Annotated in this window: 23 protein-coding genes and 1 riboswitch; of the genes, 14 read left to right on the top strand and 9 right to left on the bottom strand. The window is 67.1% G+C overall.

The features are described from left to right. Positions 1 to 231 precede the first annotated feature (231 nt). From ACFUTU_RS00815 to ACFUTU_RS00805, 3 genes are read left to right on the top strand one after another with little or no spacing between them, the layout of a single operon-like run. Positions 232 to 1,140 (top strand): ABC transporter ATP-binding protein, encoded by a 909-nt coding sequence (locus tag ACFUTU_RS00815; RefSeq protein WP_377959870.1) that lies wholly within the window; start codon positions 232 to 234, stop codon positions 1,138 to 1,140. Further along, the gene (locus tag ACFUTU_RS00810) at positions 1,140 to 2,057 is read left to right on the top strand and encodes an ABC transporter permease (RefSeq protein ID WP_377959869.1); all 918 of its coding nucleotides are present in this window, start codon (positions 1,140 to 1,142) and stop codon (positions 2,055 to 2,057) included. Before ACFUTU_RS00815 ends, ACFUTU_RS00810 begins: the two co-directional genes overlap by 1 nt. Before the next feature lie 28 nt (positions 2,058 to 2,085). Next, a complete protein-coding gene (locus tag ACFUTU_RS00805) occupies positions 2,086 to 3,459 on the top strand; it encodes an LLM class flavin-dependent oxidoreductase (RefSeq protein ID WP_377959868.1) in 1,374 nt (457 codons plus the stop codon). Between the two features lie 15 nt (positions 3,460 to 3,474). Here ACFUTU_RS00805 and ACFUTU_RS00800 read toward each other — a convergent pair whose 3' ends face one another. Then, a complete protein-coding gene (locus tag ACFUTU_RS00800) occupies positions 3,475 to 4,494 on the bottom strand; it encodes a bile acid:sodium symporter family protein (protein WP_377959867.1) in 1,020 nt (339 codons plus the stop codon). 152 nt (positions 4,495 to 4,646) lie between these two features. On the opposite strand from ACFUTU_RS00800, the gene ACFUTU_RS00795 reads away from it, so the two are divergent. Further along, positions 4,647 to 5,786, top strand: a complete 1,140-nt coding sequence (locus tag ACFUTU_RS00795) for a GGDEF domain-containing protein (protein WP_377959866.1) — start codon at positions 4,647 to 4,649, stop codon at positions 5,784 to 5,786. 264 nt (positions 5,787 to 6,050) lie between these two features. On the opposite strand, the gene ACFUTU_RS00790 is transcribed toward ACFUTU_RS00795, so the two are convergent. The 3 genes from ACFUTU_RS00790 to ACFUTU_RS00780 form a co-directional block, all read right to left on the bottom strand. After that, positions 6,051 to 6,863 carry an NlpC/P60 family protein gene (locus tag ACFUTU_RS00790; protein WP_377959865.1) on the bottom strand — a complete coding sequence of 271 codons (813 nt, stop codon included), beginning with the start codon at positions 6,861 to 6,863 and terminating at the stop codon, positions 6,051 to 6,053. A gap of 3 nt (positions 6,864 to 6,866) precedes the next feature. Further along, positions 6,867 to 7,032: riboswitch (cyclic di-AMP (ydaO/yuaA leader) on the bottom strand. Between the two features lie 180 nt (positions 7,033 to 7,212). After that, the gene (locus ACFUTU_RS00785) at positions 7,213 to 8,715 is read right to left on the bottom strand and encodes a SulP family inorganic anion transporter (RefSeq protein ID WP_377959864.1); all 1,503 of its coding nucleotides are present in this window, start codon (positions 8,713 to 8,715) and stop codon (positions 7,213 to 7,215) included. A 6-nt stretch (positions 8,716 to 8,721) separates the two neighbouring features. After that, complete coding sequence (locus tag ACFUTU_RS00780; RefSeq protein WP_377959863.1) at positions 8,722 to 9,828, bottom strand: GTP pyrophosphokinase family protein; 1,107 nt, start codon at positions 9,826 to 9,828, stop codon at positions 8,722 to 8,724. Between the two features lie 203 nt (positions 9,829 to 10,031). Between ACFUTU_RS00780 and ACFUTU_RS00775 the strand changes: the two genes are divergently transcribed. The 6 genes from ACFUTU_RS00775 to ACFUTU_RS00750 all read left to right on the top strand — a co-directional run bounded on the left by ACFUTU_RS00775 (position 10,032) and on the right by ACFUTU_RS00750 (position 15,671). Beyond that, a complete protein-coding gene (locus ACFUTU_RS00775; protein WP_377959862.1) occupies positions 10,032 to 10,853 on the top strand; it encodes an alpha/beta hydrolase in 822 nt (273 codons plus the stop codon). A gap of 164 nt (positions 10,854 to 11,017) precedes the next feature. Then, positions 11,018 to 11,647: a flavodoxin family protein gene (locus ACFUTU_RS00770; protein ID WP_377959861.1), complete on the top strand. Its 630-nt coding sequence runs from the start codon at positions 11,018 to 11,020 to the stop codon at positions 11,645 to 11,647. 154 nt (positions 11,648 to 11,801) lie between these two features. Next, positions 11,802 to 12,920, top strand: coding sequence for a ferredoxin reductase (locus tag ACFUTU_RS00765; protein WP_377959860.1), 1,119 nt, complete (start codon positions 11,802 to 11,804; stop codon positions 12,918 to 12,920). 14 nt (positions 12,921 to 12,934) lie between these two features. Further along, positions 12,935 to 14,113, top strand: coding sequence for a fatty acid desaturase family protein (locus ACFUTU_RS00760; protein ID WP_377959859.1), 1,179 nt, complete (start codon positions 12,935 to 12,937; stop codon positions 14,111 to 14,113). A 52-nt stretch (positions 14,114 to 14,165) separates the two neighbouring features. Beyond that, positions 14,166 to 15,131, top strand: a complete 966-nt coding sequence (locus tag ACFUTU_RS00755; RefSeq protein WP_377959858.1) for a carbohydrate kinase — start codon at positions 14,166 to 14,168, stop codon at positions 15,129 to 15,131. Positions 15,132 to 15,140: 9 nt separating this feature from the next. Further along, entirely contained in the window at positions 15,141 to 15,671 is a 531-nt protein-coding gene (locus ACFUTU_RS00750) for a YbhB/YbcL family Raf kinase inhibitor-like protein (RefSeq protein ID WP_377959857.1), read from the top strand. A 4-nt stretch (positions 15,672 to 15,675) separates the two neighbouring features. Here ACFUTU_RS00750 and ACFUTU_RS00745 read toward each other — a convergent pair whose 3' ends face one another. Genes ACFUTU_RS00745 through ACFUTU_RS00735 form a run of 3 tightly spaced genes read right to left on the bottom strand, consistent with a single transcriptional unit; the run spans position 15,676 to position 18,156 of the window. After that, the gene (locus ACFUTU_RS00745) at positions 15,676 to 15,933 is read right to left on the bottom strand and encodes a hypothetical protein (protein ID WP_377959856.1); all 258 of its coding nucleotides are present in this window, start codon (positions 15,931 to 15,933) and stop codon (positions 15,676 to 15,678) included. Between the two features lie 31 nt (positions 15,934 to 15,964). After that, positions 15,965 to 16,981: a sugar phosphate isomerase/epimerase family protein gene (locus ACFUTU_RS00740; RefSeq protein WP_377959855.1), complete on the bottom strand. Its 1,017-nt coding sequence runs from the start codon at positions 16,979 to 16,981 to the stop codon at positions 15,965 to 15,967. Continuing rightward, complete coding sequence (locus tag ACFUTU_RS00735) at positions 16,978 to 18,156, bottom strand: Gfo/Idh/MocA family protein (RefSeq protein ID WP_377959854.1); 1,179 nt, start codon at positions 18,154 to 18,156, stop codon at positions 16,978 to 16,980. The genes ACFUTU_RS00740 and ACFUTU_RS00735 overlap by 4 nt, the downstream gene beginning before the upstream one ends. Before the next feature lie 144 nt (positions 18,157 to 18,300). Here ACFUTU_RS00735 and ACFUTU_RS00730 point away from each other — a divergent pair, with 144 nt between their 5' ends. Beyond that, positions 18,301 to 19,305, top strand: coding sequence for a LacI family DNA-binding transcriptional regulator (locus ACFUTU_RS00730; RefSeq protein ID WP_377959853.1), 1,005 nt, complete (start codon positions 18,301 to 18,303; stop codon positions 19,303 to 19,305). A gap of 83 nt (positions 19,306 to 19,388) precedes the next feature. Here the strand turns inward: ACFUTU_RS00730 and ACFUTU_RS00725 are convergent, their stop codons facing one another. Together ACFUTU_RS00725 and ACFUTU_RS00720 are read right to left on the bottom strand one after the other, a co-directional pair. After that, positions 19,389 to 19,700, bottom strand: coding sequence for a putative quinol monooxygenase (locus ACFUTU_RS00725; protein WP_377959852.1), 312 nt, complete (start codon positions 19,698 to 19,700; stop codon positions 19,389 to 19,391). A gap of 21 nt (positions 19,701 to 19,721) precedes the next feature. Then, complete coding sequence (locus ACFUTU_RS00720) at positions 19,722 to 20,771, bottom strand: LacI family DNA-binding transcriptional regulator (protein ID WP_377959851.1); 1,050 nt, start codon at positions 20,769 to 20,771, stop codon at positions 19,722 to 19,724. 207 nt (positions 20,772 to 20,978) lie between these two features. Between ACFUTU_RS00720 and ACFUTU_RS00715 the strand changes: the two genes are divergently transcribed. The 3 genes from ACFUTU_RS00715 to ACFUTU_RS00705 all read left to right on the top strand — a co-directional run bounded on the left by ACFUTU_RS00715 (position 20,979) and on the right by ACFUTU_RS00705 (position 25,462). After that, a complete protein-coding gene (locus ACFUTU_RS00715; RefSeq protein ID WP_377959850.1) occupies positions 20,979 to 22,331 on the top strand; it encodes an NAD(P)H-dependent oxidoreductase in 1,353 nt (450 codons plus the stop codon). Positions 22,332 to 22,423: 92 nt separating this feature from the next. Continuing rightward, the gene (locus ACFUTU_RS00710) at positions 22,424 to 23,446 is read left to right on the top strand and encodes a DctP family TRAP transporter solute-binding subunit (RefSeq protein WP_377959849.1); all 1,023 of its coding nucleotides are present in this window, start codon (positions 22,424 to 22,426) and stop codon (positions 23,444 to 23,446) included. 96 nt (positions 23,447 to 23,542) lie between these two features. Then, a complete protein-coding gene (locus ACFUTU_RS00705) occupies positions 23,543 to 25,462 on the top strand; it encodes a TRAP transporter large permease subunit (RefSeq protein WP_377959848.1) in 1,920 nt (639 codons plus the stop codon). Positions 25,463 to 25,468: the final 6 nt, after the last annotated feature.

The following is a 25,468-nucleotide window of genomic DNA, read 5'->3' as shown; positions in this document are numbered from 1 at the left end:
TACGGGGTCCCGGATTCTGTCGCCATGCGTCATCGGGTGTCGCCGGACGACGCGGGCATTACGCCGTGTTTACTTTGAAGTACCTGCGCGTCCCGCCGTCCCCATCCGCGGCCGCGCCCGGCAGGTTACGCCCCGTTTCCCCTCGTGACCGCGCCCTTCAGGCGGTGTTCCATCTCTGCTCTCATGGTGGACACCAAACGCCTTGAACGACCTGCTGAAGGGAAGCACACCATGACCTCCGGAACCGGGCCGATACCGAAAATCAGCCTTCAAAACATCACCAAGAAGTTCACGGTGCGGCCCAGCAAGGACAACCCGGAAGGGTCAGTGCTTACCGCCCTGGACGGCATCTCCCTCGACGTCTCCGCCGGCGAGTTCATCACCCTGGTGGGCCCCAGCGGCTCCGGCAAGACCACCCTCCTGGACCTTCTGGCAGGACTGACCAGGCCGGACACCGGGCAGGTGCTGGTGGACGGACGGGAAGTCGCCGGTCCCGGCCGGGACCGCGCCGTGGTCTTTCAGCAGTATGCGCTGTTTCCCTGGCGGACTGCCGCGGCCAACGTCTCCTTCGGCCTGGAAGGCGCGGGCAGTGACGGGAAGCGCTACACCCGCAAGGAGCGGGCCGGGAAGGCCCGCGAATACCTTGAACTTGTGGGGCTCGGCGGCTTCGAGGACAGGTACCCGCACGAGCTGTCCGGCGGCATGAAGCAGCGCGTGGCCATTGCCCGCAGCCTGGCCTACGAGCCGGACATCCTGCTGATGGATGAGCCCTTCGCTGCCCTCGATGCCCAGACCCGCGAGCAGCTGCAGACCGAGCTGCTGCGCATCTGGGCCGCCACCGGCAAGACCATCATCTTCATCACCCACGGCATCGACGAGGCCGTGTACCTCGGCCAGCGTGTGGCGGTGCTCAGCTCCCGGCCGGGACGGCTGAAGGAAATCGTGGACATCGACCTGGGGGACCGCTCCGGAGACGAGGACGTCCGCTCCAACCCGGCGTTCGTGGAACACCGCCACAGCGTCTGGTCCCTGCTGCATGACGAGGTGCGCCGCGCCCAGGAAGCCGGGCACGCCAAGATCCAGCCCGACGGCACGGCGCCGGACGAAACCAGGACCATCACCACCGGAAAGGCAGCCTGATGAGCACGCCAACACTGACCAAGGAAACGGAAACACGCACCGGTCCCGCGGCAGCTGCCGCCGAGGAAAGGGCGGCGGCCACACCGGCTCTCCATCCCGCGCCCGGCAAAACTGCCGGGGCCAGGCTGCGCCTCTACGCCCTGCAGGGCGGCAAAGCCGTGTGGAGTGCCGGGGCGATCATCCTGTTCCTGCTGCTGTGGGAACTGGGACCGACCTACCTCGCGCCGGCGTCGACGAGGGTGTTCCTTCCGCCCCTGCACACGGTGCTCGAGGCGCTCGGCACCCTCATTGCCAACGGACAGCTGCAAAACCACCTCGCCGCCAGCCTGAGCCGTTCAGTCAGCGGCTTCGGCATCGCGGTCGTCACCGCGGTGGCCCTTGGGCTGCTCGTGGCCTGGTACGGGGCCCTTAACCGCTTCCTCAACCCGCTGCTGGAGGTCTTCCGGAACACGGCGGCGCTGGCACTGCTCCCGGTGTTCACGCTGCTGCTGGGCATCGGGGAAACCTCCAAGATCAGCATTGTCGCCTACGCGGCCTTCTTCCCCGTGCTGCTGAACACCATCGCGGGCGTCCGGACCGTGGACCCACTGCTGATCCGGGCCGCCCGCTCACTGGGGCTGTCCAACTTCCAGCTGTTCCAAAAGGTGATCCTTCCCTCGGCCGTGCCCACCATCTTCACGGGCATCCGGATGGCCGGTACCTCATCAATCCTCGTGCTGATTGCCGCCGAAATGGTGGGTGCCAAGGCCGGCCTGGGCTACCTGATCGTCAATTCCCAGATGAGCTTCCTCATCCCGGACATGTACGCCGGCATCCTGACCGTTTCCCTGCTCGGCCTGCTGGTCAACTACCTGCTGGTCGCCGTCGAACGCCACTTCTCCCGCTGGCGGACCGCCGTCGGCTCCCGGACCGCCTGACCGCCCTACCTACCCAAGGAACCTGACCATGCCTGAACGCCAACTCCACCTGAATGCCTTCCTGATGAGCACCGGACACCATGAGGCGTCCTGGCGGCTGCCCGAAAGCGACAGCTTCGCCGGCACCCAGGTGTCGCATTTCCAGCAGCTCGCCCGCACCGCCGAACGCGGCACGTTCGATTCGATCTTCTTCGCCGACTCCCCGGTACTGCACGGGGACGTGCGCCAGCGCCCCTACGGAACGCTTGAGCCAACGGTCCTGCTCAGCGCCATCGCGGCCGTCACCAGGCGGATCGGGCTGATCGGCACCGCGTCCACCACCTACAACGACCCCTACAACCTGGCCCGCCGGTTCGCCTCCCTGGACCACATCAGCGGCGGCCGGGCCGGCTGGAACGTGGTGACCACGGCCGGCGAGGCGGCCGCGCGGAACTTCTCGCTGGAGGACCAGCCGGCGCACTGGCGCCGCTATGAGCGCGCCGCGGAGTTCCTCGACGCCGCCCGGAAGCTCTGGGACAGCTGGGAAGACAACGCCGCGCTGGGGGACAAGGCGGCCGGGGTCTGGGCGGACAGCTCCCGCGTCCACACCGTCGGCCACACGGGCCGCTACTTCCGGATCCAGGGTCCGCTGGACGTGCCGCGTTCACCGCAGGGCCATCCGGTCATTGTGCAGGCGGGCTCGTCCGAGGACGGCAAGGACTTCGCCGCCCGCTACGCCGAGGCGGTGTTCACGGCGCAACAGACCCTGGCCGAGGCCCAGCGCTTCTACGCCGACCTCAAGCGGAAGACGGCCGCCGCGGGGCGGAACCCGGACCACATCAAGATCCTTCCCGGCATCGTTCCGGTCATCGGCTCCACCGAGCGCGAAGCGAGGCAGCTCGAGAAGCAGCTCGATGAGCTCATCCATCCGGAGCACGCGCGGAAGCAGCTGGCCTGTGTCCTGCGGGTTTCCCCGGAATCGCTCCCGCTGGATGCGCAGCTGCCCGAGGACCTCCCCTCCGAGGACGCGATCGAGGGCGCCAAGAGCCGATACACGCTGATCGTGGAACTCGCCCGGCGTGAACGGCTCACCGTCCGGCAGCTCATCGGCAGGCTGGGCGGCGGCCGCGGGCACCGCACCTTCTCCGGAACGCCGGAGCAGGTGGCGGACGCCATCCAGGAGTGGTTCGAAAAAGGCGCGGCCGACGGGTTCAACATCATGCCGCCCGTGTTGCCTTCCGGGCTGGATGCCTTCGTGGACCACGTCATCCCGATCCTGCGCTCCCGCGGGCTGTTCCGCCGGCAGTACACCGGGTACACGCTGCGTGAGCACTACGGGCTGCCGCGGCCCGGGAACGCTTTCGCCGCGGCCGCCTCCGGGACGGGAGCCGCAGCTGTTCCGCCGGTACCGGCCGGCGTCTAGCCTTCGTGCTGCCGTCTAGCTTTCCTGCTGCTCGGGCAGGGGTTTGCGGGCCAGCCAGGCCGCCACGATGGCGCCTGAGATGTTGTGCCAGAGGGAGAATACGGCGGACGGCAGGGCCGCCAGCGGCGTGAAGTGAGCGGTGGCCAGCGTTGCCGCGAGGCCGGAGTTCTGCATGCCGACCTCGAACGCGAGTGCCCTGCGCGCCTTGGCGTCCAGGCGGCCCAGCTTGCCGGCCAGGTAGCCGAGGCCCAGGCCAAAGCCGTTGTGCAGGACCACGGCAAGGAACACGATGCCGCCGGCGGCCAGGATCTTGCTGGCGCTTCCCGCCACCACCACCGCCACGATCAGGGAAATAACGACGGCGGAGGCCCAGGGAAGCGCCGGCAGCGCCTTGGCCACGAGCTTCTTGAGGAACAGGCGGGCCAGGAGGCCGGCGATCACGGGAAGCAGGACGGTCTTGACGATGTCCAGCACCATGCCGCCGGCGTCGATGGTCAGGAACGATCCCGCCAGGAACAGCACAAGAATGGGCGTGACCACCGGGGCGATCAGGGTGGACACACTGGCGACAGCCACGGAAAGGGCAACATCGCCCTTGGCCAGGAACGCCATCACGTTGGAGGCGGTGCCGGAGGGTGCACAGCCCACCAGAATCAGCCCCACCGCCAGGGCGGGCTCCAGGTGGAGCAGGGTGGCGATCGCCCAGCCCGCACCGGGCATGATCACGTAGTGGGCCACGATGCCGAGCACCACGGCCCAGGGCCGGCGGGCAACAGCTGCGAAGTCCGGGGGCGTCAGCGTCAGGCCCATGCAGAACATGATGATTCCCAGCAGGTACGGGACCGCCGGGCCGAGGGGCTTGAAGGCACCGGGGAGCAGGAACCCGGCAACTCCTGCCGCCAGCACCAGCAGGGGGAAGACAGTGACCGCGACGCGCGCAATCCTGGCCTCTGCGGCAAGGGCGGGGTTCAGGGGTGCGGCGTCGGCCGCTGTGGCAGGGGGAGTCGGTGCGGAATTTTTTGTTGCCTCAAGCATTCAATAATGCTGGCACTGCCGGGCCGAAACGCCCGAATTCGTGACTGATGTCAGACAAATTGTTTCGTCTCTGGAAACTGCCGGGAGCACTGCGGAGGCTGGCCCCGGGGTGCGATACTGGAGTGCATCGGACGGGGATTCTAGGGGGCCGAATGATCCTGGACACGGCGACACTTCGGATCGCCTTTGCAGCGATGGCCTTCATTCTGGCCCTGCTTTTCTACTTTTCCACCTATCGCAGCACGCGCTCACCCTACAGCGCCTGGTGGTGCGCGGCCCTTCTCCTGTTCCTTCTCGGTGCGGCGTTCTTCCTGATGAACGGCACCCCGCAACAGGTCTGGGCAAACCCCCTGGGCAATGTCCTGCTGATATCCGGTGCGGGCTGCGTTTGGGCCGGCGCGCGCTCCCTTCGCAACCTCAAACCCAGCCCGTGGCTGTCGGTGGCGCTGCCGGTCCTGGCCGGCGTGGCCGCCGCCGTCGACAACCCCGCCACGAACGCCTGGGCAGGGGGAGAAGTGTTCCTGGGGTCCATGGCAGTGCTCATCGGCCTGGCCTCGCATGAACTGTGGCGGCTGGAGCCGGGCTATTCGCGGGTCAGGATCCCCATGGCCATCGCGGCAGGCGGCGTGGCGGCCTTCTACTTCTGCCGGCTGCTGGTTTTCCTGATCAACGGGCAGGACGGTGCCGTCTTTGTTACGTTCTTCGGATCCGCGGTGACCACCATGGTCACCATGGTGCTGCTGGTGGTGGTTTCCTTCAGCATGGCGGGGCTGAGCACTGAGCAGCAGACGAGGGCGCTGCGGACTGTCGCAACGCTGGACGGGCTGACCGGCCTCCTTAACCGCGGCGCCTTCCTGGAAGCAGCCGCCGAGGAGCTGGCCCGCAGCAAGGCCGCCAACAGCGGGGGTTCGCTGATCCTGGCTGATCTGGACCACTTCAAGGCGGTCAACGATACCTTCGGCCACGCGGCAGGCGATCTGGCGCTGCGGGCGTTTGCCGGGGCATGCAGCGCTTCGGTCCGGTCCACGGACCTTGCCGGGCGTTACGGCGGCGAGGAGTTCATCCTTTTGCTGCCCGGCGCCGGCCCCAAGAGCGCGGAGATCATAGCCGGTGAGATCAGCAGGAGGATGGCGGGCCAGCACATCCCGGAGCTGCTGCGGATGCCGACCGTCAGCTACGGCATTTCCGTCTACAACGCCGAAACCGCCGACCTTGACGAGGTGATCGCGGCCGCCGACGTGGCCCTCTACGAGGCCAAGTCGCAGGGGCGGAACCGCACCGTGCGGGGCTGAGCCATGCATGGGTGAGCTGTGCCGTGCGTGGTCGAGCGGCGCAGCAGCGTTCTGCACAGGCAGGCACCGGATCCGGAATGCATGGGGGACAATCCGGACCCGGCGATCCTGACTCGCAGCCGGAGACTGCGGTCTTTCATCAGGCATAGCCAGTGTGTTCCGGCATCCTTGGAGAAAGGTGGGAGCACCTTGGGGGATAGCCGTGTTCCGCCGCCCCCAAGGCAGCGGAACACGGCGGGATTCAGTTTTGGCTGTCAGCCCGTATCAGGCCGCGCGCACGAACGTGACGGGGCCGGTGGCCGTGAGCCAGGACAGCGGGTGGGCCATGGTGGCGTTGATGCCGTTCATGCCGCCGCTGATGACCTTGCCGTTGCCGGCGTAAATGGCCACGTGGCCGGACTGGACCACCATGTCGCCGGGCTGGGGAGTGGAAACAACCTTGCCGTGGTTCAGGAACTGCATCGGGGCGAGGTCGCCCACCCGGATTCCGGCGGCGCCGAGGGCCTTCTCCACCATGGCGGTGCAGTCCTGCGTGATGCCGATCTGGGCGTAGGCCGAGGCCAGCATGGCGGCGTTGACGCCTGCCGCCGCCTTGACCGGGGCCTTCGCGGGTGCCGCCGCCGGAGCCTTCGGCGCCGCAGCAGCGGCCTTGACGGTCACCTTCGGTGCGGCGGCCGGTGCGGCTGCGGCCTTGGGAGCGGCGGCAACGACGGGCGTCACCTTCTTCACCACGGGCGTTACGGCGGCGGGCTTCGCCGCGGGCTTGGCGGCGGCGGGTGCGGCCACCGGTGCCGGTGCCGACTTGACCGCGGTGCGATCAAACTCGATCTGAACGCCGGACGCAGCGTTCAGGGGAGCCTGGACCTGGCGGGCGGCCTGCGGGGCGGCGGCCGGAGCCGGCTGGGCCGGGGCGGCGCCGCCGGCATTGGCGGCCACGGTGCCCGTGAAAGCCAGGCCGGAAGCGGCGAGGATCACGGCTGCCTGGCGGCTGATGCCGGCGTTTGCGGAGGCGATGCGGGTGAACGGATTGGAGCGGGCGGCCGCAGCACGGCGGCCAGAAATAAAGCGGAACGACATGAAGAAGCCTCTCCCGATGCCTGCGAGGTGAGCTGTCGGATTCGGATGGGAGGCACCCGGCCGCGGTCCTGAGCATGGTCAGGAACTGCGCGGCTTCACCCCAAGGCCTGCTGAGTGCGGGCCAAAAAGTGGTTTCCCCGTCTCTGCCGGACATGGGTGTTCGGTTGACTCCTCGGGCTGCGGCAGAGTTAGGCAATCAGCGCGGGAGTGCCCCTTCGGTGAAGAAGGCACGTTTTCCACCGTACGGGAGGCTTTCCGTAATGTCACATTAAGGTAACGGCAGCGTGTCATTCATTTGGAGCTGACCCGCGTCAGGTAAGGGTTGAGCGGTCAAGTAACGTGATTAACCTCACGCTCCGGCATTCAGTTTTCCGGCGAGCCGTTCCCGCATTTGGATGCTGGCTGAGTTAAGGCCAATCAGTTCCACCTCGCGGCCGTGCCTGCGGTATTTCTCCGTGACCGCGTCCAGGACGGCGATGGTGGAGGCGTCCCACAGGTGCGAGGCATGCAGGTCGATCACCACGCCGCCGATGTCCGGCTCGGCGTCGCGGGCGTAGTCGAACTGGGTGTAGAGGTCGTTCGAGGAGGCGAAGAACAGCTCACCGTCCACGGTGTAGGTGGCGACTGTCCGGCCGTTGAGCTCCACTTCCGTCCGCTCCACGGTGGCGAAATGCGCAACCCGGCGGGCGAACATTGCCATCGCTGCCAGAACGCCAACACCGACGCCGATCGCCAGGTTGTGCGTGACCACCACGGTGCCCACGGTGATGAGCATGACGGCGGTCTCCGACTTGGGCATCCGCTTCAGTGTTGCGGGTGCAACCGAGTGCCAGTCGAAGGTGATGGCCGAGACGAAGATCATCACCGCAACGAGGGCTGCCATGGGGATGAGTCCGACGATGTCACCGAGTGTCACCACCAGCACCAGCAGGAAGACGCCGGCGAGGAACGTCGACACCCTGCTGCGGGCACCGGAGCCCTTGACGTTGATCATCGTCTGCCCGATCACGGCGCAGCCGCCCATGCCGCCCAGGAACCCGGTGACGATATTGGCCACGCCCTGGCCCCAGGATTCGCGGGTCTTGTTGGAGCGGGTATCGGTGATGTCGTCCACGAGCTTGGACGTCATGAGGGATTCCAGCAGCCCCACGAGCGCCATGGACAGCGAGAACGGGGCGATGGTCTGGAAGGTTTCCCAGGTCAGCGGCACGTTGGGGATGAACAGTGTGGGCAGGCTTTCCGGCAGCTGGCCCTTGTCCTGGACGGCGGGGACGTCGATCCCGGCCGCCACGGCGAGGACTGTCAGGAGGACGATGGCCACCAATGGTGACGGCACCGCCGTCGTGATCCTGCGGAAGCCGACGACGATCAGCAGTCCCGCGCCGACCAGCGGATACACGGGCCAGGGAACCCCGATCAGCTCCGGCAGCTGGGCCATGAATACGAGGATGGCCAGTGCGTTCACGAACCCGACCATCACCGAGCGCGGGATGAAGCGCATGAGCCGGGTGACGCCCAGGACGGCCAGCAGGATCTGGAACACCCCGGCGAGGATCACCGCGGCGATCAGGTGGTCCAGTCCGTGGCTGCGCATCAGAGGCGCGATCACCAGGGCGACGGCGCCTGTTGCGGCCGAGATCATGGCGGGCCGGCCGCCGACGAACGAGATGGTGACCGCCATGGTGAAGGAGGCGAACAGCCCGATCCGGGGGTCCACCCCGGCGATGACGGAGAACGCGATGGCTTCCGGAATAAGGGCAAGGGCCACCACCAGTCCGGCGAGGGCCTCGGTCTTGAGGCGCCGCGGGGAACGGAGCGTGGCCCGGACGGACTGGAGCTGTTCGGGCTTCATAGAACTCTATTTCTTGGTCTGGCGGTAGCGCTCGATCTGCTTCAGCCGCCGCAGGAGGCTGTCGCGCCGCGGGTGGGGGACGGCGTCGGGCGCCTCAGCGGTGAGGTCGATGTGTTTGGTGCCGTACTGCCACAGCAGGAGGTCATCCAGGAGGCGGTCCGGGCCAGGGGAGTAGCGGTGGTCCAGGGCCTTGCGGACCTCGGTGATCCGGTTGGCGCTGAGCAGGCCGGCGAGCTGCACGGTCTGCTTGAGTCCGTGGGCCGCCAGGAGTTCGGCCGCCCATCCCCAGTCATCATCTACTTTACGGTCTACGTGCGGAAGCAGGGTGCGCCAGACGTCGCGGATGCGGTTGGGGGTGAGCTGGGCTGCGCCCTCGCCGTCCAGGTCCCAGTAGCTGCGGACCTCCTCGTAGCGTTCGTGCAGGTCAGCGAAGGCGCTCTCCACGGTTTCCAGCATGGCGGCGGTGGCGGTGAACTGCCGGTCGAAATGCGGCGTCCAGGCCCGCGGGTCCTCGGCCTTGAACCGGATGTCGTGCTCAATCTCACTCCAGGCGTGCGCGAAGACGGTGCGGATCTGGCATTCAAAGAAGTAGCTGCCGTTGGGCGGTACTTCGGGGTTGAAGACCTGCTGGTAGTTCTTGACGACGTCGTTCTGGATGGTGCGCAGGATCAGGTGCCGGCTGGAGTAGCCGTACGTTCCGGACTCGATGGAGCCGATGTCCTTTTCCCGGTCCCCGCGGCAGTCGAAGAGGTGCCGCTGGCGCTTGATGAGGTTGGCCACCATCGCGTTTTCCGCCGGAAGCTTGGTGATGACCCGGACACCCACCATGTCGTTAAGCGTCCGGAACGGGTCCGGGAACTTCAGGACGCGCGGGCCGCCGGGTTCCAGCGGCTCTTCGGTCCGGGCGATCTTCTCGCGGAAGGAGTCCACCGACTTGGTCCGGCCGGTGACGAACAGCGGATTGACCTCGGTGTCCTTGAGCATGGTCCGCAGCACCTGCAGGACTTCCCGGGTGACAAGCTTCAGGGCCGGCCGGACGCGCTCGTAAAGTTCCACGTTTTCCTGCACGGAGTCGCGCTGCGTGACGTCCAGGCGATCCCAGTTGCTTGCCATGCCTCCAAACTATCAAGGCGGTGCGACGGCAGCGCCCCGGACACCCCGCCACTTCAGCCCCTTCTGCCCCATGAGAGCTACCTCACGGTAGGCTCGGAATATGGCTGTTGTGCGCCGCCGTGCCTGCACTCCCGGATCCCGGGCGCGCGGGCGGCGGCACGGAGGGGCCCGGCGCCCCGTTCGAAGGATCCAAGGAGGATGCAGTGAAGCGGCAGAAGTACACCTACGGTGACCACCCCAGCCAGTGGGGCGAGCTCTTCCTGCCGGAAACACCTGCCGCGCGCAACGGCAAGGCGCCTTCCCCGCGCGGCATTGTTGTGGTGATCCATGGCGGCTACTGGCGCTCGCAGTACGGCGCCGAGCTGGGCGAGCCGCTGGCGAAGGACCTCGCGGCGCACGGCATCGTGGCCTGGAACCTGGAATACCGGCGGGCGGGCAACGGCGGCGGCTGGCCGCGGACCTTTGAGGATGTCCTCGCCGGGATCGACAAGCTCCGCGAAGTGGCGGGCGAACATGACCTTGACCTGAACCGTGTGGTGGCGCTGGGGCACTCGGCCGGCGGCCATCTTGCTGTATGGGCAGCCGGGCGGGACCGGCTTGCGGAACTCGGCGCGGCCGACGCTGACCGGCAGGTCAACAGGAACCTTAACGGCCAGGCCGTCCACCTGACGGGCGTGGTCAGCCAGTCGGGGCTTCTCAACCTCGCGCAGGCGGAGTGGCTGGACCTCAGCAACGGCGCGGTCAGCAACTTCCTGGGCGGCTCCGCCGAGCGATACCCCAAGCGCCACAAGTACGCCGACCCGATGAGCGCCGTGCCCCTCAGCATCCCGGTCTACGCGGTCCACGGCCTGGAGGACGACACCGTGCCGGTAAGCCAGTCCGAGGCTTACGCCACCGCAGCCCGGGCAGCCGGCGCCCCGGTCCAGGTGGTCAGGGTCCCCGGTGACCACTTCGCGCTGATCGACCCCAAGGCGCCGTCGTACCGTAAGTGCCGGGAACTGGTGCAGGAGCTGCTGCAGCTTTAGGCGCTGCTGTGTGGGCGGGCAACGGCCGGCCACACAGCAGCGCGGGAACTCCGCGGGCATCCGTTCGTTGTTGATTGGGGCTTAGTGGGTCTATCCACTTCGGCGGTAAGTATGCTTATCATCAACCGCGATTGCCGCAGACGCCACAACGGAGGGACCTTGCCTTGTCTGATCTCACTGCCATCGCCCTGATCTGCACCCTTACGCCCTCGCCGGAACCCTCCAGCAGCGAGCTCATGGCCAACCACGTGCTGGAGGAGCTGGCCAGGAATGGGGTCGAGACGTCATCCGTCCGGGTGGTGGATCTGGACATCAAGCCGGGCGTGGACGTGGACATGGGCGGCGGTGACGAGTGGCCGGCCCTGCGGAAGAGGATCCTGGCCGCGGACATCCTGCTGCTGGCCACGCCCATCTGGATGGGGCACCCCTGCAGCATCGCCCAGCGGGTGGTGGAACGGCTGGATGCGGACCTTCAGGAAACCGACGATCAGGGCCGGCCCATCATGTACGGCAGGGTGGGGCTTGTGGCGGTGGTGGGCAATGAGGACGGCGCCCACAAGGTGGTCGCGGACATGCAGCAGGCGCTCAACGACGTCGGCTTCTCGCTGCCCGCCCAGGGTTCCACCTACTGGGTGGGCGAGGCGATGCAGACCGTTGACTTCAAGGACCTTTCCGAGGTTCCGGAGAACGTGGCCCACTCGATCACCAGCATGGCCCGCAACGCGGCGCACCTGTCCCGCCAGCTGCGCGCCGCCCCCTATCCGGCCGATGGGCAGGACCCCGGCGATGGGTAGGGACCAGCGAACGAAGGCGCCGAAATGGACGCTTGTTGCTCCCCGCGCCGGCATGGAGGACGCTTGTAGGTGGGGGCTGAGGTACTTTTGCTTGTTACGATCCCGGGTTTCACTAGGAGATACACGTGGGTGAACCCATTTTGCGGTGGACAGCTTGATCCGGCTGAGAAAGCTGGCGCGCGCCGCGTCTGTCCTGACCACTCCCCTCGCGCCGGAGGACATTCTCGCGCTCTTCGACCCGGTGTTTTCGGCGCGGCAGCTGCGCGGCGTGGTCACCAAAGTTGTCCCCGAAACGCCTGACTCAGCCACCATCCATTTCCGGCCGGGCCGCGGCTGGAAGGCCCACAAAGCCGGACAGTGGGCACGGATCGGCGTGGAGCTCGACGGCGTCCGGCACTGGCGTTCCTACTCCCTCAGTGCCCCGGCCGGCGAGGACCCCGCCATCACCGTGAGCGCCATGGGCGCCGTCTCCGGTGTGCTGGTCCGGAACACCCGGCCCGGCGACGTCCTGTTCCTGGCCCCGCCGCAGGGCGACTTTGTCCTCCCCGAACATCCGCGTCCGCTGCTGATGCTCACCGCCGGCAGCGGCATCTCCCCGGTGATGTCGATGGTCCGCACCCTCGTGCCGCACCGCCCCGATGCCGACGTGGTGCTCATCCACTCGGCGCGCCGGCCGGAGGACAGCATTTTCCGCGAAGAGCTCTCCGAGCTCGCGGACCAGTTTCCCAACTTCCGCGTCACGCACTGGTACACGGGGGAGCGCGGCCGCGTGGATTTCGGCTCAGCCGCCGCGCTGGATACCCTGTGCCCGGACTGGCGCCGCCGGGCCGCCTACGCCTGCGGTCCGGAAGGGTTCCTCGACGACGCCGAGGCCCTCTGGGCCGCGGAAGCGGCCACACACCCCCGGGCCGCCGGTACGTCCGGCAAGGACGGGGCCACGGGCCCCTTCGCGGCGGACCCCGTCAACCTCATCATCGAACGCTTCAACACCAGCCTGCTGGGTGGTGTTGGGCACGACGGCGGCCTGGTCACCTTTGAGGCATCCGACCGTGAGGTGGAGGCCGACGGCGATACCCCCCTTCTCGACGTCGGCGAGGACGCCGGGGTCCTCATGCCCAGCGGCTGCCGCATGGGCATCTGCCACAGCTGCCTGCTGCCCCTGCGTGCAGGGCAGGTCCGGGACCTGCGCACCGGTGAAGTCCACGGTGAACCGGGCCAACTAATCCAGACGTGCGTTTCGGCAGCCGCCGGGCCCGTTAACCTCGACATCTGAGGAGCATCACCAGCATGACTGCAATATCCGATCGCACAGCCGCGAGCACCACGACTACCGGGAGGGCCGCCGCGAAACCGCGCCCGGGGGCACTGGCAGCCTCCGGCCGGCCCACTGTGCGCCCGCCCGCCGCAGCGCACCTTTCCGATGAACAGGTGGCAGAGCTTGGCCGCGAGCTGGACGCCATTCGGGATGACATCCTCGCCAGGCGCGGCTCCTCCGACGCCGCGTACATCCGCGGGATGATCAAGATCCAGCGCGGGCTGGAGATCACGGGCCGGGCAGCGCTGCTGGGAAGCCGGGACAAGAAGGCCTGGGTCCTGGGCACCGGCCTGCTCAGCCTCGCAAAGATCCTGGAAAACATGGAGATCGGCCACAACATCCTCCACGGCCAGTGGGACTGGATGCGCGACCCGGACATCCACTCCACCACCTGGGAGTGGGACTTTGTGACCCCGGCTCGTTCCTGGCAGCACACCCACAACGACCTGCACCACCGCTGGACCAATGTGGTGGGCAAGGACAACGACGTCGGATACAACCTGCTGCGCATGGACGAGGACCAGCCCTGGACGCCCCGCGCCCTGGGAAACCCCCTCTACAACGCCATCCTGGCCCCGATTTTCGAGTGGGGCATCGCCGTGTACGACCTCGAACTCGTCGAATACCGCGAGGGCAAGAAGAGCAAGGAGGCCATGGTCCGGGACCTCAAGGCGCTCGGCGTCAAAGCCCTCAAGCAGTTCACCAAGGACTACGCCGCCACGCCCGCCGTGGCCATGCTCACCGACTCGGGCAAGCAGGCACTCCTCGGCACGCTCACGGCCAACGCCGTGCGCAACGTGTGGGCCCACGCCGTCATCTTCTGCGGACACTTTCCCGAAGGGACGGACACCTTCACCGAGGAAATGGTTGAGGGCGAGACCCGCGGCGACTGGTACGTCCGGCAGATGATCGGCTCGGCCAACATCTCCGGTTCCAAGTTCATGCACATCATGACCGGGAACCTGTCCCACCAGATCGAGCACCACCTCTTCCCGGACCTGCCGTCCAACCGGTACGGGGAGGTGGCTCCGAAGGTGCAGGAAATCTGCCGCCGCTATGGCCTGCCGTACACCACGGGGCCGCTGCTGAAGCAGGTGGGATCCTCCTGGGCGAAGGTGTTCAAGCTGGCATTGCCGGGGAAGAAGGCCTAATCCGGGGCGCTGGACCCGCGCGCCCGGCGGCGTTCTCTGGCAGAGTATGACCATGCTCACTGTTATCGGCGAGGGCCTCGTTGACGTGGTCCAGCGCAGCTCCGGAATCGAAGCCCATGTGGGCGGCAGCCCGCTCAACGTTGCAGTCGGGCTCGCCCGCCTGGGGCACCCGGTGCAGTTCATCGGACGGTATGGCAGGGACGCCTACGGTGATTCCGTGGCCGCCCACCTCAGGGCCAGTTCCGTCATGCTTCCGCTGCCGCCGGACGGGCTTCCCACCAGCGTGGCCACCGCACTGGTGGACAACGACGGCGCCGCCACCTACACGTTCGACCTCGCCTGGGAGCTCCCCGGCCTGGGAGAACGGCTGCCGTTCATGCTGCAGGGAACCACGCTGCTTCACACCGGCTCCATTGCCACCATGCTGGCGCCCGGCGCAGCGGAGGTGCTGGCCGCCGTCGAACACGCCCACCCGGCGTCGACCATCAGTTTTGACCCGAACTGCCGGCCCAGCATCATTTCGGATCCCGATTATGCCCGCCGGCAGGCGGAAAAGTTCGTGACCCTCTCCGACATTGTCAAGGCCTCCGACGAGGACCTCGCCTGGCTCTACCCCGGGGTGGACCCGCTGGCGTCAGCGCGCCGCTGGCTGACGCTGGGCGGCGCGGAGGGGCCGGCCGTGGTGGTGGTGACCCGCGGCGCCGCAGGGCCGTGGGGGATCACTGCGGCAGGGGAGGCCGAGTTTGTCGCGCCCCGGGTGGAGGTGGCGGACACCGTGGGCGCCGGTGACTCCTTCATGGCGGCGCTGCTTTCCGGCGTGGTGGACCGCGGCCTGGACGGCGCCCAGAACCGTGCGGACCTGCGGGCACTCCCGGCCGAGGGACTCACCGCGCTGCTGGCCCATGCCTCCCGTGCCGCGGCCGTGACCGTGTCCCGTGCGGGAGCCAATCCTCCCACCCGGGCAGAGCTTAACCACGTCGAAGCAGCAGCAGAGGAAGCAGAAGTTCCCACCACCTGAGGAGCAGCCATGACAACGCCGGGTCCTTTTTCAAACCTGCCGGACGTCCCTACGTTCGGGCTCACCAGCCGGTCATTTCAGGACGGCGAGACCCTTCCGCCGCCTCAGCGCAGCGGCCGGATGCATGCGGGCGGGGCCGACGACTCCCCGCAGCTGAGCTGGAGCGGCGCGCCGGACGGAACCAGGAGCTATGCCGTGACCATGTTCGATCCCGATGCGCCGGGCGCCGGCGGGTTCTGGCACTGGGCGGTCATCAACGTCCCTTCCGACGTCACCTCGCTCGCGGAGGGCGCCGGGGCCGAGGCCGGCCCGCAGCTCCCAAGCGGTGGGGTGCAGCTGAAGAACGACGGCGGCTTCCACGGCTACCTGGGGGCGGCCCCGCCTCCCGGGCACGGCCGGCACCGCTACATCGTCACGGTCTACGCACTGGATGTCGAGGAGCTGCCTGGGGGGCCAGGGATGAAGCCGGCTGCCCTGGGTCCCGAGCTTGCCCGGCACCTGCTGGGCACGGCCACGCTGACCGGCGTTTACCAGCGCTGAGCGTTCACTCGCCCGCGACGAGGTGGCACGGGGAAGTGGCGAGGTCCGCCACCGGCACGGTGACCGTACCGGGCCCGCTTCGGGGACCTTCGAAGCGCGTACCGGGGGCGAAGCGGGCACTGTTGGAGGCGACGATCTTGCCTGTTTCCGTGATCAGTGCGACGTGTTCGTCCCGCCGCCCCAGATTCAGCAGGAACGTGCGCTCGATGGACTCCATGGAGAGGTCTGCCCCCGCCACCGCCACGGTCCGCTGTTCGTGCACCACCGGCCGTGACGCGGTGACGATGTTAGGGTTAGGGGCTGACGAGTGAAGCGGTCAGGGCGGCGTCGGCGTCCTTGAGGACTGCGGCGGCGACTTCGAGGCCCTCGATGCGGTCCAACTCGACGTCCTCGTGTTCGATGTTGACGAGCATGTCCGGGTCCACCTCGTGGAGGGCGCGCAGGAACTCGGTCCAGTAAGCGGTGTCATGGCCTTTGCCCAGGGCGACGAAGTCCCACGCTGCGGGCTTGGGCCATTCGTTGGCCCACTCGTCGCCGCCGAGGTTGGTGCGGTTCTCCTCGGGGGAAAGCCGGCGGAAGCGGTTGTCCAGGACGCCGTAGATCGCGGCAGTCTCCTTGTTCACGCGCACGTCCTTGGCGGCGGCGTGAAAGACCAGGGGGCCGAGTTCGCGGACGACGGCGACCGGGTCCATCTGCTGCCAGAACAGGTGGGAAGCGTCGAGTTCGACGCCGAGGTGCGTGGCCCCCGTCAGTTCGACGAGCCTGTACACGTCCGCGGGGTTGAAGACGAGGTTTTGCGGGTGCAGTTCCAGGGCGACCTTGACGCCGTGGTCGGCGGCGAGCCGGTCTGTTTCCTTCCAGAACTTCGCGGCGACGCCCCACTGGTAGTCCAGGACGTCCAGCGCTGCCGAGTTCCAGGCGTTGACGATCCAGTTCGGCACGGTGGCGCCGGGTTCCCCGCCGGGCAGGCCGGACATGGTGACCACACGGTTTTGTCCGAGGCGGTGCGCCAGCCGGATGGAGCGGCGGATGTCCTCGGCGTGCTTGTCGCCGATGACGGGGTTGGGGTGCAGCGGGTTGCCGTTGCAGTTCAGCCCGGCGATGGAGACGCCGGTTCCCTCGAAGATGGCCAGGTAGTCGTCGCGGGCGGCGTCGCTTTCGAGGATGTCGTCGAACGTGGGGATGTGCACGGCGGGAAGGAACCCGCCGGAGTTGATTTCGATGCCGGTCAGGCCGAGGTCCGCGACGACCTTCAGCGCCTCGGGCAGCGGGCGGTCGTGCAGGATCGCGTTGTAGACGCCGAGCTTCATAGCGTGATCTTCTTTCCGTTGTTCAGGGCTGATTCGGTGACGGCTGCGAGCAGTTCCATGTTGCGGACGCCGTCGTCGAAGGTGGCGCAGCGGGGCAGGGATTCGGCCTCGCTGAATCCGGCGACCTCTTCAAGGAACGCGCGGGACTGGTAAGCGAAGGCGTCGTTCTGGCCGAAGCCGACCTCGGGGGCATCCATGGCAAGGCCGCCGGCGATGTAGGGGTGGCCGGGGCCGAGGCTGACCTGTCGGTAGCCGTTCTCGTGGCCGGAGCCGTCGTTGAGGAACAGCTGGATCTCGCCGGGGCGGCGCTGGTCGAACTTCGCCGCGCCGTTTTCACAGAAGACCTCGAAGTTGAGGCTGTTGGCGTGCCCGGCGGCAACGCGGGAGACCTCGAGGCTGCCCGTGCCGTTTTCGAATTCGGCGGAAAAGGCGGCGTAGTCGTCGTTTTCGACAGCCTCATAGGTGTCGCTGACGGCGGCATGGTCGTGTCCGATGACGGCTCCCAGGGGGAGGGGCCTCTTGTCGATTGCGGTGCTGAGGCGGCCGCCGCTGACGGACTTGATGTCGCCGCAGAGGAACTCTGACACGTAGGTGAGGTGGCTTCCGACGTCGGCCAGGGCGCCGGAGCCCGGGCCGCCCTTGTAGCGCCAGCTCATGGGGGCCTCGGGGCTGAAGCCGTAGTCCGTCCAGTAGCGGCCGCTGAAGTGCAGCACCCTGCCGAGGGTTCCGTTGTGGATGAGGTCGCGGATGTAGGCGATGCCGGGGGTGCGGCGGAACGTGAACCCGATGCGCGCAATCGAGGAGGCGCTGCGGGCGGCGTCAGCCATGGCCCGGGCGTCCTCGAGGGTGTCGCTCAGCGGCTTTTCGCACAGCACGTGCTTGCCGGCGGCGAGGAGGCCCTCCACCACTTCCCGGTGCAGGGAGTTGGCGATGACCACGCTGACCACGTCAATGTCATCGGCCTCGGCGATGGCCTGCCAGGAGGTGTCGTTGCGCTCGTATCCGAAGCGCCTGGCAGCGAGGGAACCGAACTCCGGGTTCACGTCCCCGATTGAGACCAGCCGGACCGGCGGCAGAACCGGGTTGTAGAGGGCGGAGGCGGTGCGGTAAGCGGCGGCGTGAGCCTTGCCGGCCATGCCCGCCCCGATGACGGCGACGCCGATATCTTTGGGCATTGGTTTTCTCCTTTGAAACGGGCTCTGCGGGTCTCAGCCGCGGGAAACATGGATGTGAAATGGAGCGCTCCATAAAGACGATAGGGCCGCTACTTTGTCCTGTCAATATGCCAACTCGAACCGCTGGTGGGGCACAATTGCAGGGTGACCCAGGAGACGGGCAGGCGCCCGAACATTTATGACGTTGCCTCCGCGGCCGGGGTGTCGAAGTCCCTGGTCTCGTTGGTCCTGCGCGGGGCGCCTGGCGTGTCCCCCGCCCGCCGCGCCGCGGTCGAGGAGGCCATCGAGCGATTGAACTACCGCCCGAGCCGCGCGGCGGCCACCCTGGCCGGCAACAGGTCCCGCACCATCGGCGTCGTTCTGGACGACTACCGGAATCCCTGGTTTGTCGGCTTGCTGGGCGGATTGCATGATGAGCTTGCACCGCTCGGTTTCCGGGTGGCGGTGGCCGACCCGTCCTTCAACGCCCATCTGGACCGGACTCCGGTGGACGGCCTGATGTCACTGCGGGTGGACGGGATCGTGATTGCCACCGAGCCCACCGAAGAGATGTTTGCCGCCGTCGATGTTCCTGCAGTGGTGGCGGGCAACCGTGACGTCGCAGTTCCCGGAGCGGACATCGTTGCCAACGACGACAAGGCCGGCGGCCGCCTGGCTGCCGAGCACCTGATCGGACTGGGACACACGGAGATCGGCCACGTCACCGGCGGGGGCGGCGCCGCCCGGCTGCGGGCCGAAGGGTTTGCCGCGGCGATGGGCGAACGCGGTCTGCGTGCGCCCACGGTGCAGGGCTTTGGGCAGACGATGGAGCCGGACGGCTACGAAGGCGGACTGCGGCTTCTCGACCAGAACCCGGCACTGACCGCGGTTTTTGCCGCCAACGATGTGATGGCGATGGGGGTCGCCGCGGCAGCGCGGGACCGGGGCCGGCGCGTCCCGGAGGATCTGTCCCTGATCGGCTACGACAATTCGCCCCTGGCGTCGGCGAATTTGCTGCGCCTGACCACGGTCGATGGCCGCAACGGCACGGTGGGTGCCGGGGCCGCCAAGGCGCTGCTGGAGCGCATGAAGGATCCGGACCTGCCGGTTCAAACGAAGCTCGTGGACCCGGAGCTGGTGGTCAGGGGCTCGACGGCGCCGCCTGCCTGAGCTGTTCGGCTTCCTGGCCGTACACGAACGGCGCCCTGCCGCAGAGGCGAGGGGCGCCGTCGTTCTTCAGGTGTACTGAAAGGCTAGAGCGCGCCCTGCGCGCTGGTGCCGGCGGGGATGGCCGCCAGCCGGGTTACTTCCACCGGCTCTTCCAGCAGTCCCTCAAGGGAGGCGTTCAGGCGGGCGACGGCCTCGCCGGCGCCGTGGGCGTCGAGGAGCTCGGCGCTCTCCCACTTTTCGATCATGACGATCTGGCCATTCGGTGCTTCGTGGATGGCGTACAGGATGCAGCCGGGCTCCTCATGCACCTCCGCGATGGCGGGGGAGAGGGCGGCGACGACGTCGTCGAAGGCGCCTTCCTTGGGCGTGAACATGGCGGTGACAACTACGCTCATGGGTTTCCTTTTCCTATCTGGTTACTGGTTTACGGACTTGCTGGCCAGGGATCGGGCGGGTGCCGCGCAGCTGCTCCGCGGCACGAAATCCGCGTTCACTTCGATGGTCCTGGCGCCGGCGGGGAGCCGGCCCTGCATCCGTCCGAGGACGAGCTCCAGGGAGTGCACCGCAAGCATGCCGATCGGCTGTTTGATCACGCTGAGCGGCGGGCTCGTCAGCTCGGTCCACGGATTGTCGTCAAAAACGATAACCGATAGGTCATCGGGTATGCGCACCCCCATCTGGACGAGGCGCCGGACTGAGCTTTGCACCTGGGCGGTGTTGGCCACGATCAAGGCGGTGGGGGCATCCGGGAGCGCCAGAAGGGATCCGACGGCGTCGCCCCCGCCGTCTCCGCGGAACGGGACGTCGCGGACCAGGGTGGGATCAAGGCTTATGGAAGCGCTGTCGAGGGCGGCGCGGTAGCCGCCGATCCGCGAACGCCCGGTGGACGTGCTGGCCGGTCCGGTGATAAGTCCGATCCGCTCATGGCCGAGGGCGATGAGGTGGTCGGTGGCGCGCCGGGCGGAGTCGGAGTTTTCGATGCTGACGACGTCGACATCGCCAAGTTCCGCAATGGCGCGGTCGACGAACACCACGTTGACGCCGAGTTCCCGCAGGCGGTCCCATTTCTCGACGTTTCCGCCCGTGGGCGTTGCAATGACGCCGCCCACCGAGCGGTCCAGGAGCGTGTCGAGGGACTCGGCCTCCAGGTGCGGGTCCTCCTGGGTGGTCATGACCACCACCTGCACGCCGTGGCTCCGGGCCTCCCACACCACGCGGTCAGCCAGCAGGGCGAAGAACGGGTTGGCCAGGTCCGTGACCACCAGGCCCACGGTGAGGGCGTGGCCCGCGCTCAGCTCGCGCGCCGCAGCGCGGGGGCGGTAGCCGAGTTCGCTGATGACCTTCAGCACCTGTTCGCGCTTGGCAGGCGCTACGGGACCGGAGTCCGGGTTCAGCACCCGCGACACCACGGACACCGAGACTCCCGCCGCTGCCGCCACATCGCGGATTGTGGGCGCCTTCTTCAATGCTCCTCCTCGTGGCCGGTGGGGCTCACCGACATCTGTTGACACAGCTTAACACTGACTGGTACAAAAGTGGAACCGGTTCCACTCCGGTAACGCAGATCACAGCATCTGCGTCCCAGATCACACTTGGCTGCGACGAAGAGGTTGCCTCATCCCCCGAATGGACGGCTATTTCTCTTCGGTCAGACATCAACCAGAGAGCTCCCCATGAACCTTCACAAGCTTCTTAGCGACCGCGAGAACCAGGGCCGTCCCATCCGTGTAGGCCTCATCGGCGCCGGCCGGTACGGAACCATGTACCTGGCTCAGGCAAACAACATCCCGGGCATCCATGTTGTTGCCATCGCCGACATCAATGTGAAGCGGGCAGAAGGCGCGTTCGAGCTGGTCGGATGGCCTAAGGACCAGATCGCTCCTGACATCGCAACCGCCCTCAAGAACCGTTCCACCACCATCGTGGCCAACGCCGACGAGCTGTTCGACGTCGGCATCGACGTTATCGTTGAAGCCACCGGCAACCCGATCGTCGGTGTGAAGCACGCACTGCGGGCGATCGAAACGAAGAAGCACATCATCATGGTCACGGTCGAGGCGGACGCCCTGGCCGGCCCGGCCCTCGCCAAGCGCGCGGAGGAGGCCGGCGTCGTCTATTCCATGGCCTACGGCGACCAGCCCGCGCTCATCATGGAACTGGTGGACTGGGCCCGGACGAGCGGCTTCGACGTGGTGTGTGCGGGCAAGGGCGCCAAGTACCTCGAGCACTACCACGAGATGAACCCGGACAACGTATGGGAAAACTGGGAGTTCTCCAAGGAGCTCACCGACTCCGGCCAGCTCAACCCGTACATGCACACCTCCTTCCGTGACGGCACCAAGGCATCCATCGAGATGGCCGCCGTCGCCAACGGTGCCGGCCTCACGCCGTCGGACAACGGGCTGAGCTTCACCCCGGGTGACGTCGAAGAGATCGCCACCATCTGCCGCCCCGCCGACGTCGGTGGCGCCCTGGCCCACGAGGGCAGCGTGGACGTCATGTCCAGCGTCAACCGCGACGGCAGCTGGATCAGCCACAACACCCAGGAAGGCGTGTTCGTCGTCGTCAAGGCCACGAATGGCTACGTCTCCGGCTGCTTCAACGAGTACCCGTGGCACCCGGACCCCACCGGCCAGTACGCAGCGCTGTACCGCCCGTACCACTACGTGGGTCTCGAACTGAATATGTCCATCGCCAACGCGGCGCTGCGCGGCATCGCCACCGGCTCGCCCGTCGGCTTCTTCGGCGACGTCGTTGCCACCGCCAAGAAGGACCTGAAGGCCGGCGAATTCCTCGACGGCGAGGGCGGCTTCACCGTGTGGGGCAAGCTCGTCTCGGCCAAGCACTCGGTGGAAATCGGCGCCCTGCCGGTGGCCCTGGCCCACCACGTCGAGCTGCGTGCCGACATCGCCAAGGGCGCAACCGTGCGGTGGGAGGACGTCATCATGGACGAATCCCTTTCCCAGGCCCTTGAGCTGCGCCGCGAAACAGAAGCGCTCGTCTCGGAAGCCGCCCTGAGCGCCTAACCATCCGCTTTGCCCCTCCGGTCCGGGCGCGGGAAGCCCATGCCATCCCGCGCCTGCCGGAAAAGACTCCTTCCAATGAAGAAAGGCATCACATGAACACCAAGACCCGCGCCCTCACCGGACTGCTGGCCACCGCCCTCGCCGCCACGCTCCTCGCCGGATGCGCTTCCGGAGCTCCGGGCGGGGGCGCGCCGGTAGCCAAGATCCAGCTGTCCATCCCGGATCCGCTGACCTCCTCGGTGGGTGTCTCCGCCCAGCACTTCGCCGACCAGGTGAAGAAGACCTCCAACGGCTCAGTGGTTGTCACCGTGGTGCCCAACGGGACCAGCTTCAGCGGAGACCAGAACGCCGCTGTGACCAGGCTGCAGGGCGGGTCCCTGGACGCGCTGATCCTGTCCACATCGGTGTACGCCTCCGTGGTCCCGGAAATGAACGCCATCAGCATTCCCTACCTGTTCGATGACACGAAGGAGGAAGCCGCGTTCCTGGCCGGCAAGCCGGGCGACGTCCTGAAGGAAAAGCTCAAGGAGAAGAACACGGTGGCGCTGTCCTTCCTCACCAGGACCGGACGCCAGATCACCAACTCCGAACGCCCCATCGAAAAGCCGTCGGACCTCAAGGGCCTGAAGATCCGCGTGCCGGGCAACCCGCTGTGGACGGAGTTCTTCGGCAAGCTGGGCGCCAGCCCCACCACCATGGCCTTCTCCGAGGTGTTCACCGGCCTGCAGACCGGAACGATCGACGGCCAGGAAAACCCGATCGAGGTGCCCTGGACCAACAAGTTCTCGGAGGTCCAGAAGTACGTCTCGCTGACGCACCACATCAACGACGCCTGGGTCCTGGCCCTGTCCTCGAAGAAGTGGGACTCCCTCAAGGAGGACCAGAAGAAGATCCTGACGGACGCCTCGGCAGAGACGGCCACCTTCAAGACGGAGTACGACGCCGAGCAGTCGGAGAAGCAGCTGGCTGAGCTTACCGCCAAGGGCATGAAGGCCAACGAGCCCACCGCCGCCGGCATTGAGCAGTTCAAGGCCGTTTCCAAGAGCCTCTACCCGGACTTCTCGAAGCTGATCGGCAAGGAATTCTTCGACCAGGCGATCGCCGCCGCCAAGTAGGGCCCTTTGCGGGCCGGAGCGCAGTCCGGCGCTTCGGCCCTCAGCCCCACACCCGAACTCAGCATCCCGCTCTTAACGTTGACAGTCTGGAAGAACATGGAACATACACTCGCCCCCAAGGACCTCGAAGACGTGCTTCCGTCTGACGCGGAAGAGATCCTCCACCACGGGCACGTCGCACCGCGCTGGAGCGGCGCCATCTGGCTGGACAAGGCCCTGGAATGGACCGTCGGCGCGGCCATCCTCGCCGAGCTCGTCGTGATCCTGCTGAACATCATGGTCAGGGTGGCCACGGGTGATTCTGTGCTGTGGACCCAGGAAGTGTCTGAAATTGCGCTCCTGACCATCGCCTTCATCGGCGGCGCGATCGCCTACCCCAAGGGTGCGCACATGGCCGTCCAAGCGCTGATCATGCGGCTTCCGGCAAGTTGGAAGCCCTACCTGGCGGCCGTCGTCGACTGGCTTGTCTTCGTCATGAGCGCGGGCGCCTTTGCGCTGTTCGTTCCCACCCTCGTCCAGCAGCTCGAGGAAAAGACGCCGATCCTCCAGCTGCCGGTGTTCTGGGTCTCGCTGCCCTTCTCAGTCGGCATGGTGCTCATCGCCTGGTTTGCTGTCCTGAAGCTGTGGAGCCAGCCCCGCCGCGCCGTCCTGGTCGGCGCGGGGATAACTGCCGTCCTGGCCGCGGCCGTGGTCCTGTCCCAGCCATTGTTCTACTACGCCTCGCCCAACGTCCTCCTCGGCGTGGTCCTGGTTGCCCTGTTCGCCCTCCTGTTCCTTGGCCTGCCCATCGCGTTCGTCCTCGCCCTGGCCTCCGGGATCTACCTGTACCTGGGCGGGATCTCCGAAGTCAGCGCCATCCCGATCGGCATGGCCTCCGGGGCCAAGGGCTTCGTGCTCCTGGCCATCCCGTTCTTCATCCTCGCCGGAACCGTCATGAACTCCGCCGGGCTGACCCTGCCGCTCGCCAAGCTGGTGGACGCACTCATCGGGCACCTGCGGGGCGGCCTGCTTCAGGTGGTCGTCGTGACCATGTACATCTTCTCGGGCATCTCCGGCTCCAAGGTTGCGGACGTCGCCGCCGTCGGCACCACCATGCGCGGCATGCTCGAGGAACGAAAGTACCCCCGCGGCGAGGTGGTGGCGGTACTGTCCGCCTCGGCCATCATGGGTGAGACCATCCCGCCGAGCATCGTCCTGCTCATCATGGGCTCCATCACCACGATTTCCACCACTACGCTGTTCCTCGCCGGCTTCGTTCCGGCTGCCTTCCTGGCCCTCGTGGTCATGGCACTCGTCTTCCTCCGCGCAAAGAAGCAGGGCGGCGTCTCCAGCCCCAAGGCCACCTGGCGTGCGCGCGGCTCCGCCACGTTCTTCGCCATCCCCACGCTGCTGCTTCCGGTGGGCATGGTGGTTGGCATCCTCAGCGGGTTCGCCACCCCCACCGAGGTGTCCTCGGTCGCCGTCGCCTATGCCTTTGTTCTTGCCGCCGCCTACCGGCGCGGCAGCAAGCGGCTGCTGGGCGATACCCTGCGGGAAACAACGACGACGGCGGGCATGGTTCTGTTCATCATCGCTGCCGCGTCGCCGCTGGCCCAGACGCTTGCCCTCGCCGGTGTATCCCAGCAGATCCATGACCTCATGTCCGGCCTGGGCGACTCACCCATCCTCTTCATGCTGTTCACCATCGTGCTGCTGATCATCATGGGCCAGCTCCTTGAGGGCCTGCCCGCGGTGCTGATCTTCGCGCCGCTGCTCCTGCCCATCGCCACGGAATTCGGCGTCAACCCGGTGCAGTACGCCATGGTCCTGATCATCTCCATGGGCATCGGTTCGTTCGCCCCGCCCGCCGGCGTCGGCTTCTACGTCGCCTGCGCAACCGGACTCGAGACGGTGGAAAAGAGCCTCAAGCATTTCTGGCCGTACCTCATCGCCGTATTCATCGGGCTGCTGGTGCTGGCTGCCGTTCCGTGGTTCAGCACCTTCCTGCCCGCCATGGCCGGCCTGATCCCCTTCTAACCAACA

Source organism: Arthrobacter sp. NPDC057388, assembly GCF_042668165.1.
In the GTDB taxonomy this organism is placed as follows: Bacteria; Actinomycetota; Actinomycetes; order Actinomycetales; family Micrococcaceae; genus Arthrobacter.
Note: the sequence above shows the minus strand (reverse complement) of the source record. Positions and strands in the feature narration are given on the sequence as shown.